Here is a 17118-nt window from a genome sequence, read left to right on the forward strand (position 1 = left end):
AAAAATCTGCAACCGAACTGATTCAGTAGCACCCAAGAGGAGAGACACGCATGGCAGCAGTGGAAGAGAAGGTTAAGCAGATCATCGTCGAGCAGCTCCAGGTCGATGAAGCCGAAGTCACCCCCAGCGCTTCTTTTCAGGAAGACCTCGGCGCCGATTCGCTCGACGTCGTTGAGCTGGTCATGCAGTTTGAGGAAGCCTTCGACATCGAGATCCCCGACGAGGACGCCGAGAAGATCAAGACCGTGAAGGATGCTATCGAGTACATCGATAAGAACGCGAAAGGCGGCAAGTAACCTTGCAACGGCGCGTTGTAGTTACCGGGCTCGGGCTGGTTTGCGCAGTGGGCAACACGGCTCCCGAGATCTGGTCGAAGCTGCTCGCGGGTAAGAGCGGGATGGCGCCCATTACCGCCTTCGACACGACAGGCTTCTCCGTCACCTTTGCGGCCGAGGTCAAGAACTTCGATCCACTCGACTTCGTGGATAAGAAGGAGTCGCGCAAGATGGCGCGCTTCATCCATCTTGCCCTTGGCGCTACCCACGAAGCCATGGAGAACTCAGGCCTCAAGATCACCGACCAGAATGCGACGCGCGTTGGAGTTCACATCGGCTCCGGTATCGGCGGATTCGACATCATCGAGCGCGAGCATAGCGCCATGCTTGCCGGTGGTCCGCGCAAGATATCCCCATTTTTCATTCCTGCAGCCATCATCAATCTTGCTGCCGGCCAGGTGAGCATCCGGTACGGCGCCAAAGGCCCCAACGAGGCCACGGCGACAGCCTGCACCACCAGCGCGCACTCCATCGGCGATGCCTATCGCATCATCGAGCGGGGCGACGCGGACGTAATGATCGCCGGCGGTTCTGAGGCGGCCATTACTCCCATGGGCATCGGCGGTTTTGCGGCCATGCGCGCGCTCTCTACGCGCAATGATGATCCGGAGCACGCCTGCCGTCCCTTCGACAAAGATCGCGATGGATTTGTCTGCGGCGAAGGAGCGGGCATCTTGATCCTCGAAGAGCTCGAACACGCCAAGGCTCGCGGCGCAAAGATCGTGGCCGAGATTATCGGCTACGGCATGAGCGCGGACGCCTTCCACATCACCGGCATGCCCGAAGACGGAGACGGCTGCTTCCGTGCTATGGAAAACGCTCTCAAGAGCGCCAACCTGCGGCCCGAGCAGATCGACTACGTAAACGCACATGCCACCTCGACCCCGCTGGGAGACGCCACCGAGTCGAAGGCCATGCAGCGCCTCTTCGGCGAACATGCCACCAGCCACAAGCTGCTGGTCAGCTCGACGAAATCGATGACCGGCCACCTGCTGGGCGGCGCCGGAGGTCTGGAGGCCGGCATCACCATCATGGCCCTCATGAATCAGATCGTTCCTCCGACCGCAAATCTCGACAATGTCGATCCGGAGTGCAAGCTGAACTACATTGCCAATCATCCTCAGAATGCGAAGCTCGACTATGCCTTGTCGAACTCCTTTGGCTTCGGAGGCACCAACGGCTCGCTGGTCTTCCGCCGCTGGGAGGAATAAAGACTAGCGAGCGTCGTAAAACGGCTTCTCACGAACTGCCTCTCCTTCATGTCTCACGGAGAGGCAGTTTTCTTTGCTGCCCGATTCTTCGTCTGAGGAGTGGGGTCCATTGGCCGGCTCAGCAGGAAAGAGCGAAATGCCCCGGCATTCCCAGTCGGTTCCGGTCCTGCAGGATAGGCAAGAGAAAACATTCGCGACAATTTGAGCCCACGAACGCGTGCCAGCTTCAGCGTGCCGAGCGCCAATTGATTACGCACGGCCCAGCGTGAGGCGAAGGTTACGCCAAGCCCTGCTTCAACGGCTGTGAGCAGACCTTCGGTCGAGTCCAGTTCCATGCGCGTGTTGAGGTCCTTGGTCTTCAGGCCGGCATGGGCCAGCGCGTTCTCTACCACGCGGCGCGAGCCGGAGCCGAATTCCCTTATCAGCAGCGGTGCTTCTTTGAGCATCGCAATATCGATTTCATGGTCGGCCCACTCGTGGCTGGCTGCGACCACCAGCACCATCTGATCTTCCATGAAGGGCTCGATGTGGATGTCTTTGCGCAGCGCCGGCCCCTCGATCAAGGCGAGATGAATGCGGTGCGCGATGAGCTCTTCGAGCATGGCGTCGGTGTTGCCGCTCACCGCGGTCATCGAGACGCGTGGATTCTCCGCGAGGAAGCCGGCGACGAGCCTGGGCAGCAGATAGACGCCGATGGTCTGCGAAGCTCCGACCGCAAGCTGGCCACCCTGTTTCCCAACCGCATTGGCGACCGCCTCCGACGCTTCATCGGAGAGCGCTTTCATGCGTTGCGCGAAAGGCAACAGGGCCTGTCCCCCCGGCGTGAGAGTAATGCGGCCTCCGCTGCGGTCGAAGAGCGGGACGCCGTATTCATCTTCGAGTGCCTTGATCTGCTGGGTGACGGCGGGCTGCGTCAGCAGAAGTTCTTCGGCTGCACGGCTGAAGTTGAGGTGCGTCGCCACGACCCGAAAGACTTTAAGACGAAAATTCTCCACGTTGCTTCACTGTACATCGATCTGCAGTGGCTACGCCGCGACTCTTGATCGCTCAGACTGCTGATTCTCTTGGGGCAGACAATCTTCCACTGTTAAAGAATATTTCCGGTTAGGTGGTTTTCAAAGATGGGGCTGCTTTCGGGCTAACCGTCTGTTCGTCAGCGAGCATCGAGGGTCTGCTCTCTCGCGGCAGCTCACCTCCGGGCTCCGATGTAGCGATCCCGTACAGCGCTCGCGAAGAGAGGCTGCGCGCCACGCCCCACGCAATCAGATTGCAGACCAGGATCAGCGGCAAAAGCCTCCACTGGCCGGTCAACTCGACTGCCATCAGCGTAGCCATCAGCGGGGCGTGCGTGACTGCGGCAAGCAGGCACCCCATGCCCACGATAGCGAAGAGCAAAGGATTCGAACCATGGATCAGATGTATCCCGATCAAGCCGATAGCGCTGCCTGCGAAAAGCGTCGGAGTGAAGACTCCTCCGACGGTTCCGGTTCCCACGCAAAAAGTAGTGGCGCAAAGCCGTAGCAGGAAAATCGAGAGCAGAGCGGAGAGAGCAGGCGTGGACTGCATCATGCTGAGCAGTGCGGCATCGCCGTTCCCCCACACCTGCGCGCTGCTCAGCGAGAGAGCGCCCACCAGCAGACCGCTCCACAGCAGCGGCAGAGGCAATCTGGAGCTGAAGCGCAGGCTGCGAACGACCCATTGATACGCTGGGCCGAGAACTCCGATCAATGCTGCTGCAATTACCGCCAGCAGGATATGTGGGAGGTCAGCGCCCAGGCGCGCGTGCACCGCGAAGAGCGGTCCGCCGCCCAGGATGAAACGTCCGGTGAGGCTTCCGGCGAAAGCTGCGACTAACAGTAGAGGGCAATCGGCGAGAGCAATTTTTCCGATGACGATCTCTGCCGCGAAGAACATGCCCGCGATGGGCGCCTGGTAGACCGTTGCGACCGCCGCAGCTGCGCCGCACGCAACCTGGGTGGCCAGCGGCAGCAGAGAGATCTTCGCGCGCCGGCCAAGCAGCGAGGTAGCCGCGGAGGCGAATTGAATCATCGAGCCCTCGCGCCCGATGGCTGCGCCGGAGGCTACCGAAAAAGCGGAAGAGATGGTTCTCCCCAGAGTGGGGACAAAGGGAATGCGTCCGCCGTGCAGTCGCACCGCCTCCACATATTCTTCGAAGGCCCCAGCCCGTACGAAGCGCTTCGCTATCCAGGTCACCGCCATGGCGCATAGCGCACCGATGGCCGGGGTGACGACTCTGCGCCATGAGGGCAGGCTATGCGCCGCATCGGCCAGCAATCCGGCATGGCCGGTGAGCAGCCACTGCAGGAGCCGAAAGAAAAGCCGGACGACGACGCAGGCTAACCCGCTGGCGATGCCGATGGCAGCCGCTCCGTGCAGGTTCCAGAGCAGATTCTCAAGGTACGATCGTCGCTTCATGCCCGGAGCGTACTCAGGAGGCGCGGTCATAGACTGGCCATAGCGTCGATTGCAGAGATTCGGATAGACCGCATCCGTTTCGTCTCATCGCTGTCGGAGATTTGCCCGGCGGCTTCATCTTGCTCAGCATGTGCCGGCGTCTGGGAGCGGTCGACGAGCAGCGTAGCCATGGCCGCTGCCTGGCACCGCAGTTCGGGCACGGCAATCGATTCGAGCAGCGTGCCCTGCCGTCCCGGGCCGACATGGAAGAGAATATCCGAGAACAACTCGTCCTGGTTGCGCAAAGCGCCGTTTGAGTCGGTCCACAGGCCGGAACCGAGCGGCCCGGCAACGGCCAGCCCTTGGGCAAAGAGGCTGTCCAGCAGGGAAGAGCCAACGCGGCGATAGTTCATGTTCGGACCGGTGCAATTGATGACGCGCGTCGCGGCGAGCTCTTTGACGTCGCCATCGGCCGTCCGAAACTGAACCCGCGCTCCATCCGGAGAGGGCAGCACGGCATGCAGGCTTCCACGATGCAGTGCGAGTGTTCCCACCTCGAGCTCCGCTTCGATGCGATCGGCGATGGAGGGCGCCATGCGATGTCTCACCACATCCCAACGGCGCTGCAGGTGGCGGCGGAAGCGCTTCTGCTCGACAACAGGGAGTGCCAGCCACAATTCATTGGTGCGAGTGCGGAGACAATCGACAACCGCTCGCCAGTCGCCGCCCTGCTTGATGGCCTGGTGCACTCGATGAAGAAGATCGCGCGCCTTCACCGGCGCTTCACCATCGATGACCGATTGGCTCAAAGGATCATACGGGGCATGACGGTAAGGGAAGATGCCGTGCCGGGAGATCGCCGTTATCTGTCCGCGATGGCCCGTTTCTCTGAGCCTGAGCAGCACGTCGACAGTAGTGAGTCCGGAACCGATCAGAGCGACTGGAGCATCGGCAGGCAGGCCTGCATAGGTCGCATTCGCCCACGCGGAGTGGCAGTAAACGCCGTTGGCGATGGTCTCTTCCGCGACCCCAGGCAGCGGCGCAGGATCGAAGTTGCCGATGGCGAAGACCACCGTGTCGGCAATCAACTCCGTTCCGTCGGCCAGGTTTAAGACAACCTGATCGCTCACGATGCGGCAGCTCTGCACCGAGGTCCGCAGATGCTCGATGCCGGAAACGGCCTGAAGCAGCGACTGAATGTAGCGGCCGAAAACCGCGCGGGGAGCGAAGTAGGATGCCGTTGCCTTCGCGTCGTAGTTCTTCTGTAGCCACAGGAGAAAGTGGTCGGGCTGGTCGGGTATCGCGCTGATCTTGCCGGCCGGCACATTCAGCAGGTGCTCCAGGCTCGGAGTGGAGTAGGCCAGTCCCAGCCCTAACTCGCTGCGAGGATCGATCACAATAGCCCTCGCCTGCGCCTGCTTGCGAAGCAGGTGATAAGCAGTCAGCGCACCGCTGACTCCGGCGCCGACGATGGCAATTGTTTTCTCCGTGTTCATGATTTCACCGTAATGCGGCCGAGCCGCTTTGAAGTATTACAAATTGTTATGCCGCATAAGCAGCGCAAATACAGCCAATGTATTAGGACGGAAACATACCTCGCCATGCCGTCATGGCTCGAACATATTTCGAGATTGTCAATTGCGGACGAATTCGATCCGGTGTGCCGCTGTTCCACGAAAGTCCATCTCATCTGGTTCCAGTCTGCGACTGCGCAGGGGAGCGTGTCCAAGTAGAAATCTTTATCTCCGATAAGCAGGCCCTCACTTCGCTGCGCTTGAGCGAAGACCGCTTCGAACGCTTATGATGTCAGGCGACGGGCAACTTTCGAGATGAGGGCTAGGGTGCACGAATTGAATCGCAGGAGTTTTCTGAAGGCGGCGGGAACGGCGGGCGCGCAAACGCTGTTCGGAGCCAAGGTCCATGCGCTGACCGCAATGAGCGAGCCGGAGAAGCCGGTCGCAGCCAACGATCATATCCAGTTCGCGTTGATTGGAGCGGGTATTCAGGGGCAGGGCGATACCAAGACGGCGGTCCAGGTGCCGGGCGTGAAGCTGGTCGCAGTCGCCGATTGCTACGATGGCAGGCTCGAGCACAGCAAGGAGCTTTGGGGCAGCGACATTTTCACGACTCGAAACTACGCCGAGATTCTTGCGCGGAAAGATATCGATGCCGTAATCATCGCCACGCCCGATCACTGGCATAAGCAGGCCGCGGTCGATGCGATGAAGGCAGGGAAAGACGTCTATTGCGAGAAGCCCATGATCCATCTCTATACAGACGGTCCGGAGATGATCGAGACTGCACGCGCGACCAAGCGGATCATCCAGATCGGAAGCCAGCGCGTCAGCTCCATGATTTACGCCAAGGCCAAAGAGCTGCTTGCCTCCGGCGCCATTGGCCAGCTGAACATGGTCACCGCGCGCTGGGATCGGAACTCCTCGATGGGCGCATGGAACTACACCGTTCCGCTCGATGCATCGACGGAGACCTGCGATTGGCCGCGCTTTCTCGGTACCGCACCGAAGATTCCCTTCAACGCCGAGCACTTCTTTCAATGGCGCAAGTGGAAGGCCTACGGCAGCGGAGTGGCCGGCGATCTCTTCGTGCATCTTTTCAGCGGCACGCACTTCATCACCGGCTCCAACGGCCCGACACGCGCCATGGCCACCGGCGGTCTGCGTTTCTGGAAGGATGGAAGAGATGTTCCGGACGTGATGCTGGGGCTCTTCGATTATCGCGAGGGATTCAACCTCAGTCTGCGCGTCAATTTTGTGGATGGCGGCGAAGAGAGCGAGGGGCTGATCTTTACCGGCTCCGACGGCACGATGGAGATCGCCGGTAATTCGGTCAGCGTAGGCCGTGTGCCGCGGCCAAAGGAGCCAGGCTACGTCATCGGCACCTATACCGAGGCCATGCAAAAGCGCATCCTCGAGGAATATCGGCAAAAGTATCCGCTCGATCATCCGGCGGGTGAGCCCCAGGTAGCGTACGACAAATATGTAGCTCCCGCTGGATACAGTGACAGTTACGATCACTTCAAAAACTTCTTCGCCGCCGTGCGCTCCCGTCAGCCAGTGGTCGAAGATGCGGTCTTCGGTTATCGCGCGGCGGGAGCGGCGCTGCTCGGCAATCTCAGCATGGAGCGCGACGCCATAGTGAAGTGGGATCCCGACGCGATGAAGCTCGCGTGAAATATATCGCTCCCTGTTGCCACCCGCTCGACCAATGCACGACCGGAGAATGAAGTTGTTGAAACGCATGAAACTCACAGCCCTCGCGCTTGTATCGATCTATGCAGCATCTGGCTTGATCGCTGGTGCGCAGGACAAACGCAAGACCACTCCTGGCGATGGTCCATACGGTGTTCCGGAAGTGACCTTTCGTGTGCATCGCCTGGGCACCGATCACGCTGAAGGCATCACGACATTGGACATGAACGGCGATGGGCGTCCTGACCTGGTGAGCGGAGCCTACTGGTACGAGAATCCGGGACCCGAGGGTGGCGAATGGAAGCGTCATCAGTACCGGACCGTCGGCATGCTCAATGAGTTCGTCTCCGACTGCGGCGAGTGGACCTTCGACGTCAATCACGATGGTGCTCCCGATGTAGTGACGACCGGCTGGATGGTCAACGGCCTCTGGTGGTATGAGAATCCCCAAAAGCCCGACGTGATGTGGGAGAAGCACTTCATCGCCGACAGCTACGACACCGAGGGCGGAGCGACGGGCGACATCAATGGCGATGGCAAGCCCGATCTCGCACTCGCGCACTACAACCACTCTGGAATTATTTGGGTCGACTTCTCCGGACCGGAACCCAAGGTGCATCACGTCGGCGGCAAAGAGCAGGATGGACACGGCATCGGCGTCGCCGATGTGGATGGCGATGGCAAGGCCGACATCCTGACTCCTTACGGATGGTTCAAGAACATCGATGCCGATCACGATCAGTGGGAATGGCATGGCGACTGGCAGCTTGAAGACGCCGGATTTCCCATCATCGGATACGACGTCAACGACGACGGCAAGACCGACATCATCTACGGCCAGGGGCATAGCTACGGTCTTTACTGGCTCGAACAGCAGGGCGAGGGAACAGGCCGGCATTGGGTCAAGCACATCATCGACGAATCGTATTCGCAGATTCATGCACTCAAGGTGATCGATATCGACGGCGACGGCGTGCCTGAGCTGCTGACCGGCAAGCGTTATCGCGGCCACTCGGGCAACGATCCCGGCTCGTACGATCCGCTGGTGGTGTACTACTACAAGATCGATCGCAAGACCGGCCAATTCACCCGCTATTCGATCTCAGTGAATGGGACTGCGGGAGCCGGTACGCAGTTCATCGCGGAGGATCTGGACGGAGATGGTGACATAGACCTGGCCACAGCAGGGAAGACCGGCGTTCACTTCTTCGAAAACCTAAAAGTCAATCTCGTGCCGAAAGCGACTCGCGAGAACGATCTTCTGCTGGATAAGAACTGGCCCTTCCCGGGCGAAGGCGTGATCGTGAAACAGGAAGATGGCCCTGCGCCGCAGAAATAAGCCCACAGTCATCGATCGCACATTCGCTTCAGCAATTAAGTCAGTAAGCTCAGGGTATATGCCACTCAATGTTCAGGAGCAGTTTGGACAGATCGACATTTACGTGTTCGATCAAATCCTTCGCGGAAATATCACTTCCGGAATGCGTGTGCTCGATGCCGGATGCGGGTACGGTCGCAATTTGGTCCACCTTCTACGAGAAGGGTGCGAGATCTTCGCATTGGACGCAGATCGCGAGGGAGTCGAGCACGTCCGTCAGCTATCGGCTGTCCTGAAAACCGGCCTCCCTGCAGAGAACTTTCGCGTGGGGCTGATTGAGCAAATGCCATTCCGGGATGCGATGGCCGATGTTGTGATCTGCAACTCGGTGCTTCATTTCGCGCGGGATGAAGATCACTTCAGAGCGATGCTGTCCGAGCTATGGCGGGTCTTGAAGCCTGCCGGAATGCTCTTCTGCCGCCTGGGCTCGAGGATCGGGATGGACTTCGAGCATATCGAGGGGAACCGGTATGCGATAGCCGATGGTTCGGAGTGGTTCCTGGTGGATGAGGAAATGCTCCTGGAACTGGTGGAGGAAATGAACGCTGTTCTCGTTGACCCGTTGAAGACGACCATCGTTCAGGATTATCGCTGCATGACCACGTGGGTGCTGCGAAAACGGCGATGACATCGCATCCAACTACAGAGAGATTCCTCTGTTGATTCGCCTGTCCCTAAGGCGCTCACTCTCAGAGCGGATGAGCGCAGGCTCTAGGCTAGAATTGACTCGTGCGAATCCCCGTCATCGCTGCAAGCTTCCTTTCGTTACCGCTGTTTCTGGCTCTCGCCGGCTGCAGCAAGCCTTCCTTGATTGTGCCAGCTTCGCTGACCACCATAGGCCAGGCGACACCCGTCACCGTCCAGGTCCACGATACTCACGGGGTTAGCAAGCTCACCGTCAGCGTGACTCAGAACGGAGCCCAGTACCAGGCCTGGCAGAGTAGCGCTGCCTCCAAAAGCGCTGACACCACATTCAACTTCAATGTGGGCGTCAAAACTACTCCCCAACTGCGCGACGGGAAGGCCCACCTGATTATCGAAGCCATCTCCGGCGGTCTGTTCCACAGCCGCGCTCGCTGGGAAGGCGACGTCAACGTGGTCACCGAGCCGCCCGTCGTCAGCGCGGACTCCGACCAGCACTATCTGTACCTCGGCATGGCCGACCTCGCCACGCTGAATGTCACCGGCTCCTATACGTCGGCGGGCGTTCGCGTCGGGGACCAGACCTTTCGCGCGTGGCCCATGCCCGGCGGCAAACCCGGCCTCATCTCCCTGTTCGCCTTTGCCTGGAACATGCCTCAGGGCACCGCGCCCCTGGTCTTCGCCTCCAATGGCGCAGGCAATGACGTGACCACGCCGCTCACCGTCGTCTTTCCCAAGAGAGAGCAGCCCGTCTATACCCAGCACGAGATTCAGGTCACCGACCAATTTATGCAGAAGGTCCTGGGCGAGCTCGATCCGAATGGCGCCGGCGATCCCGTCGCGCGCTTCGTCAGGATCAACACCGAGATGCGCAAGGCGAACAACCAGACTCTGTCAGACCTGCGCTTCAAGACCGCGGATCATTTTCTCTGGTCCCAGCCCTTCACGCGACAATCGCACTCTCAGGCCGAGGCCACCTTTGCCGATGTGCGCAGCTATATCTATCACGGCAAGAAGATCGACCAGCAGGTGCACCTGGGCTACGATCTTGCCGTCACCCAGCATGTAGGCGTCGAGGCGTCCAATGACGGCCGTATCGTATGGGCCGCTCCTCTCGGCATCTACGGCAACTGCGTCGTCGTCGACCACGGCTATGGATTGCAGACCATCTACGGCCACATGAGCCGGATCGATGTGCATGTCGGAGACATGGTCAAGCGCAGCCAGATCATGGGGCTCAGCGGCATGACCGGCATGGCCGGAGGCGATCACGTCCATTTCGCCATGCAGCTCGACGGAGTCCAGATCGATCCCAAAGAGTGGTGGGACGCGCACTGGATTCACGACCACATCGCCCGCCGCGTCGATCTGCCCGGCTTCGGTAAATAGCCTCTGTTTCGGATGCGCAAGAATTCGCCAACGCAGACTGCGATTTTTTCTGCGTTGGCGGATTTATCGTGAGGATAGAGCCTGAAGTACAGAAGCTTTGTTGTTCTTCCAGGCTTTGCTTTAAGCCTATTCCGGGTATCAAGCGTAGCGGCAAGCTATGGGGTGATCGAGATGACAGTCACCGATTTAGGGTCAAGTGTCACCGTCAGTTTGCCGTCACGGGTCTTCACCGCCGCAGGCTTGGGTACAACAGTACGAGGCGAATCGAAGGTGTTGATGCTATCCACCGCCGGAGCTGTCAGTGTCTCTCCGCTTGCAGCCGCTGTCTTCATGCCGTTGATGTCGGCTTCAATCTGAAGAGGTTTCTCGGGATCGAGGTTCGTGAGCGCCAGCCAAAGCTTCCCTGTGGCATCCCGGGCAGCGATCGCATCCAGCCGCGGTAGTGTTACGTCGCCATGGACGTAGGTTCCGGCATCGAAAGCCACCGGAACAAAGGTCGCGTCCTGGAAGGGCACATACATTTTGTAGATGTAATAGGTTGGGGTGAGAACCATCTTCTCCCGGTCGGTGAGGATCATCGCCTGAAGCACGTTGATCATCTGCGCGATATTGGCCATGCGAACGCGATCGGCATGCCGGGCGAAGATATTCAGGTTTAACGCAGCCAAAACCGCATCGCGCATGCTGTTCTGCTGTTCGAGAAATGATTTATTGGTTCCGGGCAGCGGAGCAAACCACTCGCCCCACTCGTCAACCACGAGCGCGACCTTTTTCTCCGGATCGTACTTGTCCATGACCGCTTCCTGCTTTCGCAGAAATTCGTCCATGAACAGGGTGGACTTGATGGTCTTCGCGTAGTCTTCGACGCCGAAATTGATGGAGGGTGCGGAGGGCGGCCAGCCGGTGGGAACGGTGTACCAGTGAAGCGACAGCCCGTTGATATCCCAGCTCCAGGTGTGGTGCTGCCAGGCTTTCATGACCGCTTCGGTCCACTCGGTCGTGGGAGTGCCAGGTCCGACAGCAATGCGCAGCATCTGGTCTTTATCGCGTTGCGCGGGATTCATGTTAGGGACGAAGCGGCTGTAAATCTTCATCAGGCTGACATAGTAATCGGGGCTCATCGCTCCCCCGCAGTCCCAGCTTTCATTGCCCAGGCCCAGCATCGCAATTTTGTAAGGCGCGGGATGGCCGTTGGCAGCGCGCTCCTTGGCCAGCGCCGTGGGCTCGGCAGCTGTCATGTATTCAACCCATTCGGCCGCCTCCTGCGGTGTTCCCGAGCCAAGGTTGAGCGACACGTATGCATTGCTGCCTATCTGATGGACAAAGTCCATGAACTCGTCAGTCCCGAAGGCATTGCTATCGACAACATCGCCCCAGGCGGAGTTCACTGTGGCCGGACGCTTGTCGGCAGGGCCGATCCCGTTGCGCCAGTGGTACTGGTCCGCGAAGCAGCCGCCGGGCCAACGGACGTCCGGAACCTTGAGCTCCCGCAGCGCGCCAACGACGTCATTGCGAATCCCGCGTGTGTTGGGAATCGAGGAGTCCGGCCCAACCCAGATTCCGCCATAAAGGCCACGCCCAAGGTTCTCCGCAAATTGGCCGAATAGGTTGCGGTCGATTTTTGCGCCGCTTTTTGCCGCGTCGATGGAGAGGTGAGCTTGGTCCTGAGCCGCTGCCGGCACGATGGGGAGCAGAAGGAGAAGGCAATTGCGAAAGACAGCCGGGAACTTGATGATCTTCATTCGGGGTATCCAAAGAAAAATGGTTATGTATCGATAAAGCTCTTGTAGTGAGCTGCTTGAGCCCAGTTATATGCGATGAGAAAACGTTCTCTCGTATCTCACCCATAAACCATATATAGGCGCCCCGAGGATCAGCAAGAAAAATAAATCGCTTTAGTAGAGGAGCTCGCAGACCCCACCGAGAAAGATTTTGATTGACGTTTCGTTTGGTGGGCCCACCAGGACTTGAACCTGGAACCAACGGATTATGAGTCCGCTGCTCTAACCGATTGAGCTATAGGCCCTTTGGCGGCTTTCGCGGGGTGAATGTGCGACCGGCGGCTCTCCCGATCTTAATTCACGGCGACCCTGACACCCAAGCCGCGTGAAAATCGTCGCGATGCGTCTAATAGAAAATATGCCGTGGAATTGTGGTCAATGCCAATCAAGAGTCGGCGCGATTCAACGTGCTTTCATTAACGGCTGCTAGATTCTCTTTAGTTTTGCCTCAGTTTCGCGGATTACGGTAGCGATCGATCTCTATCGATTTTCCAAAGTGATTCAACTGGTCTGACACCTGCGTCAGCCGCTTGGTCATCGGAGCCTTCCTTTCCGTTGCGGCTTCGATCCTTGTGTAAGTGCACTTAAGCAGTCACATAAATGAAAATGCGCCTGTTCATTTTGCAGGCTTCTTTATTCGGAGACCTTATACTTATGGATTTTTCCAGCCGCTTTCATCGGCTCTGCAGGATTTCTTTCCTCGCGATTTTCGCCCTGCTGCTTTTCCAATCCTCTTCTTTTGCCCAATCCACACAAGGCACGATCCTGGGCACCATCAAGGATGCTTCGGGAGCTGTTGTTTCGGGCGCAGCCGTGACACTCACCGATCTCGATGCGGGAATCAAGCGCACCGCGACCACCAGCACCGCAGGAAACTATCAGTTCCTGGAACTGACCGCCGGCAGATATAAGGTCCAGATTGCTGCGTCGGGCTTCAATGAGGAGACGATCGACAACCTGAACCTCGGTGCCCGGCAGCAGCTTCGTGCCGATGCCGCTCTCAAGGTCGGAGCAGCGAGCCAGGACGTCACGGTGAATGCCGCCGCAGCTGGAGCCATCGAAACCGAAACGCCTTCCATCGCCGCCAGCTATAGCGCGGTCGATGTGCAGAACCTGCCCGCAAATTATCGCGCCAATCAGAGCGGCACCAGCCCGCTGAATTTGATCCAGACGCTGCCCGGCGTGCAGGCCGATACGGCGGCGAACTCTCCCACCGCTTCCTCGCCTCCGCAGTTCTCGATTCAGGGTGGTCTGCCCTCGCAGGCCGACGTGACCGTGGACGGCATCACCGCGCAGAACACGACCAGCAACACACCCATCGCGAATGCTTTTCCGTCCGGAGAATCAATCGCTGAGATCCGTGTGGATGGCGTGCTGAATAACGCGGAGTTTGGGCAGCCGGGCGAGATTACGACAATCTCGAAGAGCGGCACCAATCAGCTTCATGGCGCGGCTTTCTGGTACTTTCAAAACTCCGCGTTCGACTCCATCCCCTTCGGCGCAACCACCAAGCCCAAACTGGTCGGCAATGACTTCGGCGGCACGCTGGGCGGCCCGGTCTTCATCCCGCATTTCTACAACGGCCACGACCGCAGCTTCTTCTTCGGAGCCTACGAAGGTTTCCGCCGTCCGGGTAGCCAGCCCTATCAGGCCAGCGTGCCGACCGCGGCAATGAAGCAGGGCAATTTCAGCGGCGTCGTGGGCGTCCAGCCGCTCATCAATCCGTTTACCGGCGCTCCCTACCCCAACTTCACCGTTCCGATCAACACCGTCTCGCAGAAATTTCTTCAGTTCTTCCCCGATCCGAATGTAGGCAATACGAACACATATACGCCGGGTGCGATCAACTACATTACCAACCACGACACGTCTCTGACCTCGAACCAGTTCGATATTCGCGGCGATCAGTACATCGGACAAAAGGCATTGGTCTACGGGCGGTTCACCTGGAAGAACACCACAACCGCGAATCCGGAGCCGCTGCTGGTAAACCCTGGCTCGAACAGCGACCAGGAGCGAATCTTGGTGGTGGCCGGCAATTACAACTTCACTCCGCGGTTGATCAATGAGTTCCGCTTTGGATTTACGCTGAGCACACTCGGAACGACTAACGGTTTCAATGGCCCCGGCTTCGCTCAAGCGAGTGGACTGCAGGGTCTGCAGAACCTCTTTTACGACGGCGTCTCCGAACTCGACTTCACCTACCTCACCTCGCTTAACGCCGATCGCCTCAACAACACCACCAAATCGCGAACTTTCCAGTATCTCGACGGCGTTACCTGGTCGAAGGGCTCGCACGATATGAAGTTTGGCCTCGATATCCGGCACATCGAGGCGATCACACCGCTCAGCTTCTTCGGTGCGGATAACTACGGCACCTTCGCCTACAACACGGGACACAATTTCACCGGACTAGGCGTGACGCCCGGACAAGAGTTCGCAGACTTCCTGATCGGCACCCCGCAGGGCACTGCTTACGACGTGGTGACTTCAGACAACGATGGCATCACCCTGCACTACAACTTCTACGCGCAGGATCAGTGGAAGGTGAATTCGCGGCTCACCCTCAGCTACGGCCTGCGCTACGAGTATCATCCCGGCTACCACGATCCGGGCGGCAACATTGGAAACTTCGATCCCTCGGTTCCTCTTTCCGGAGAAGCCGTTTATCCAGACGGTGCGGCCGCCAACCTGAATGCGGGCTTCCTCTCCAGCTTCAATGCCTGCGGGGTGGGAACTACCACCGGTCCTGCGGAGAACGGCGCACCTTGCACCCCGGTGCTCTCGAACAGCCAGGCTGGCCTGCCGAGCAGTTTGAAGAACGTGCCGACCAAGCGATTCATGCCGCGCTTCGGCTTTGCCTTCCGCCCCTTCAACGATGACAAGACGGCCATTCGCGGTGGTTTCGGCATGTACAACATCACCGCGCTGGGAGCGAGCTTCTATTCGCTTACCGGCACACTGCAGGCGGCGACCAGTGAGTACGCCAATAGCGAAACGGCAACCGGTCCTGCTTACGCATGGCCGACAATTTTTGCCGGTGCAGGTACGAGCTCGGCCGCGGGTGCGCCGGGCACGGCGTACTTCGGCACAGCCAACGACATCAACTGGAAAGACGCGTACTCCGAGCAGTATTCGCTCTCGGTCGACCATGAGTTCAATGGCGGCTACGGTACACGCGTCTCTTACATCGGACTCGAGACGCATGACCTGGTCTGGGCTCCCAACCTCAACGATCTAGCCTACTCGAATACCACGTCTGCTTTTGTGCAGCCGCTCAGCGCGCGCCCCTTCCCCAACTGGGGACGCATCAACACCCGCTCGACGGGTGCGAACGCCAGCTATCAGTCTCTGCAGCTCGATGCCAACCATCGCTATTCGCACGGCCTCACCTTCGATTCCAGCTACACCTTTGCCAAAAACCTCGCCGATAACCAGGGACCCGACAACACTGGCTTCTCCGGTGAAGTGGGCGGCGCACGCGCCTCTTACGCCCGCGATCGCACCGTGGATTTCGGTGAAGTCTACGGCACCCGCCGCAATCGCTGGAGCACGACGATGGTCTATGAACTTCCGGTGGGCCGCGGACGGCACTTCGGGAACAGCATGAACCGGCTCGAAGACGCAGTGGTGGGCGGATGGCAGCTAAGCAACATCTTCCTGTGGCAGAGCGGTCCTCACCTTTCCGCGTACTTCCCTGACGGTCAAGGCGATCCTTCGGGAACCGGCTCCGGACTGGACAGCGGTGAGTTCGGCGATCTTGGTCACCGGGCGCAAAAGCCGGATCGCATCGGTTCGCCTGCGCCCCACGGCCAGAACCGCACCAACTGGATCAACAAAGCTGCCTTCGTCTGCCCCGGCAACCCTGCGTGGCAGCAAGGAACGGCTTGCACCACAGGTGCGGGACAGGCTGGCGATCTGGCGCCTATCGGTCGCTTCGGAAACGCCCAGATCGGTTCCATCACTGGACCCGGAACGGTTAACCTTTCGAGCGGTTTGAGCAAGAGCTTCGCGATCACCGAGGGTATCCGGCTGCGCGCGGAGGGAACCTTCACCAACGTGCTCAACCACACCAACCTCGGCGATCCCGTACTGGACGTCTCGAGCCCGCAGTTCGGCAACATTACGGCGGCACGCGGCTCCGACTTCGGCGGCAGCCGTACCGGACAGGTATCGATGCGGCTGGAGTTCTAGCCGCTTCTCAGCTCTAAAGCAAACGGAGTGGCCCAGGCCACTCCGTTTGCTTTTCCGATCTACTTTGCCGTGGATGCTTCCGCCGTCTTCCGATAGGCATCGCACACTGCGGGGTCGTCGCATGAAAGAAGCACAAAGAGCTCGGAGCGAATCTTCCAGCCTCCAGTCGAGTGCCTCCACATAGCCAGGTAGGTGCCCCCATAAGCAGCTCTTCCATCGGAAAACTTTCCGATCCAATGCCCATGTTCGGCCGCGAGAGGCGCAGCCGAGGAAATTTCGACGCTGTCCGTGAAGCGTTCGTAGCGAACCGCTGTTGGATTTTTAAAGTCCGCCGCGAAGGCTTCGATATACGCTGCGCGCGTGGAGAATGCCCCGCTGCCCCGAACCATCACGAAGTCATCAGAGAGGCTGCTGGCGAAGGCGGTAATATCGCCCTTCGCGATCGCGCTGTTGGAGTCCACACGGAGCGTGCGAATCTCCGCCTCTTCCGAATGTGTTTGTGCAAAACCTGTGACTGACACGAAGAGGAGAATAGCACCTGCCAGCTTTTTCATCATGGCATGC

12 protein-coding genes and 1 tRNA gene are annotated in these 17118 nt (G+C 59.1%); 7 read left to right on the forward strand and 6 right to left on the reverse strand.

Translation table 11 applies throughout. The annotated features are described in order from the left end of the window. Positions 1 to 50 precede the first annotated feature (50 nt). Positions 51 to 296 (forward strand): acyl carrier protein, encoded by a 246-nt coding sequence (locus XX99_RS19060; RefSeq protein ID WP_050060951.1) that lies wholly within the window; start codon positions 51 to 53, stop codon positions 294 to 296. Between the two features lie 2 nt (positions 297 to 298). Continuing rightward, on the forward strand, positions 299 to 1546 hold the full coding sequence (gene fabF, locus XX99_RS19065; protein WP_050060952.1) for a beta-ketoacyl-ACP synthase II: 1248 nt from the start codon (positions 299 to 301) through the stop codon (positions 1544 to 1546). Between the two features lie 53 nt (positions 1547 to 1599). Here fabF and XX99_RS19070 read toward each other — a convergent pair whose 3' ends face one another. The 3 genes from XX99_RS19070 to XX99_RS19080 form a co-directional block, all read right to left on the reverse strand. Next, positions 1600 to 2541, reverse strand: a complete 942-nt coding sequence (locus tag XX99_RS19070; RefSeq protein ID WP_050060953.1) for a LysR substrate-binding domain-containing protein — start codon at positions 2539 to 2541, stop codon at positions 1600 to 1602. A 109-nt stretch (positions 2542 to 2650) separates the two neighbouring features. Next, on the reverse strand, positions 2651 to 3982 hold the full coding sequence (locus XX99_RS19075) for a chloride channel protein (RefSeq protein WP_184085098.1): 1332 nt from the start codon (positions 3980 to 3982) through the stop codon (positions 2651 to 2653). A gap of 26 nt (positions 3983 to 4008) precedes the next feature. Then, positions 4009 to 5457 carry an FAD/NAD(P)-binding protein gene (locus tag XX99_RS19080; RefSeq protein WP_050060955.1) on the reverse strand — a complete coding sequence of 483 codons (1449 nt, stop codon included), beginning with the start codon at positions 5455 to 5457 and terminating at the stop codon, positions 4009 to 4011. Positions 5458 to 5802: 345 nt separating this feature from the next. On the opposite strand from XX99_RS19080, the gene XX99_RS19090 reads away from it, so the two are divergent. The 4 genes from XX99_RS19090 (at position 5803) to XX99_RS19105 (ending at position 10579) form a co-directional block, all read left to right on the forward strand. Beyond that, positions 5803 to 7152 carry a Gfo/Idh/MocA family protein gene (locus XX99_RS19090; protein WP_231581498.1) on the forward strand — a complete coding sequence of 450 codons (1350 nt, stop codon included), beginning with the start codon at positions 5803 to 5805 and terminating at the stop codon, positions 7150 to 7152. 67 nt (positions 7153 to 7219) lie between these two features. Then, the gene (locus XX99_RS19095; protein ID WP_231581499.1) at positions 7220 to 8509 is read left to right on the forward strand and encodes an FG-GAP repeat domain-containing protein; all 1290 of its coding nucleotides are present in this window, start codon (positions 7220 to 7222) and stop codon (positions 8507 to 8509) included. Continuing rightward, positions 8487 to 9176 carry a class I SAM-dependent methyltransferase gene (locus XX99_RS19100; RefSeq protein ID WP_156186076.1) on the forward strand — a complete coding sequence of 230 codons (690 nt, stop codon included), beginning with the start codon at positions 8487 to 8489 and terminating at the stop codon, positions 9174 to 9176. Before XX99_RS19095 ends, XX99_RS19100 begins: the two co-directional genes overlap by 23 nt. Positions 9177 to 9277: 101 nt before the next feature. Continuing rightward, positions 9278 to 10579: a M23 family metallopeptidase gene (locus XX99_RS19105; RefSeq protein ID WP_050060958.1), complete on the forward strand. Its 1302-nt coding sequence runs from the start codon at positions 9278 to 9280 to the stop codon at positions 10577 to 10579. A gap of 155 nt (positions 10580 to 10734) precedes the next feature. Here the strand turns inward: XX99_RS19105 and XX99_RS19110 are convergent, their stop codons facing one another. Beyond that, a complete protein-coding gene (locus XX99_RS19110; RefSeq protein WP_050060959.1) occupies positions 10735 to 12321 on the reverse strand; it encodes an alpha-N-arabinofuranosidase in 1587 nt (528 codons plus the stop codon). A 207-nt stretch (positions 12322 to 12528) separates the two neighbouring features. Beyond that, a tRNA-Ile gene (locus XX99_RS19115) sits at positions 12529 to 12605 on the reverse strand. A gap of 409 nt (positions 12606 to 13014) precedes the next feature. On the opposite strand from XX99_RS19115, the gene XX99_RS19120 reads away from it, so the two are divergent. Further along, on the forward strand, positions 13015 to 16554 hold the full coding sequence (locus tag XX99_RS19120; RefSeq protein WP_050060960.1) for a TonB-dependent receptor: 3540 nt from the start codon (positions 13015 to 13017) through the stop codon (positions 16552 to 16554). 59 nt (positions 16555 to 16613) lie between these two features. On the opposite strand, the gene XX99_RS19125 is transcribed toward XX99_RS19120, so the two are convergent. Next, positions 16614 to 17111, reverse strand: coding sequence for a nuclear transport factor 2 family protein (locus XX99_RS19125; protein ID WP_050060961.1), 498 nt, complete (start codon positions 17109 to 17111; stop codon positions 16614 to 16616). Positions 17112 to 17118: the final 7 nt, after the last annotated feature.

Source organism: Silvibacterium bohemicum (assembly GCF_001006305.1).
GTDB lineage: Bacteria > Acidobacteriota > Terriglobia > Terriglobales > Acidobacteriaceae > Silvibacterium > Silvibacterium bohemicum.

Excerpts from the sequence above, each read along its gene's own strand:
- XX99_RS19095 (WP_231581499.1), top strand. The coding sequence starts at position 7,220 with ATGAAACTCACAGCCCTCGCGCTTGTATCGATCTATGCAGCATCTGGC.
- XX99_RS19080 (WP_050060955.1), bottom strand. The coding sequence starts at position 5,457 with ATGAACACGGAGAAAACAATTGCCATCGTCGGCGCCGGAGTCAGCGGT.
- XX99_RS19060 (WP_050060951.1), top strand. The coding sequence starts at position 51 with ATGGCAGCAGTGGAAGAGAAGGTTAAGCAGATCATCGTCGAGCAGCTC.
- XX99_RS19075 (WP_184085098.1), bottom strand. The coding sequence starts at position 3,982 with ATGAAGCGACGATCGTACCTTGAGAATCTGCTCTGGAACCTGCACGGA.
- XX99_RS19110 (WP_050060959.1), bottom strand. The coding sequence starts at position 12,321 with ATGAAGATCATCAAGTTCCCGGCTGTCTTTCGCAATTGCCTTCTCCTT.
- XX99_RS19125 (WP_050060961.1), bottom strand. The coding sequence starts at position 17,111 with ATGATGAAAAAGCTGGCAGGTGCTATTCTCCTCTTCGTGTCAGTCACA.
- XX99_RS19120 (WP_050060960.1), top strand. The coding sequence starts at position 13,015 with ATGGATTTTTCCAGCCGCTTTCATCGGCTCTGCAGGATTTCTTTCCTC.
- XX99_RS19100 (WP_156186076.1), top strand. The coding sequence starts at position 8,487 with ATGGCCCTGCGCCGCAGAAATAAGCCCACAGTCATCGATCGCACATTC.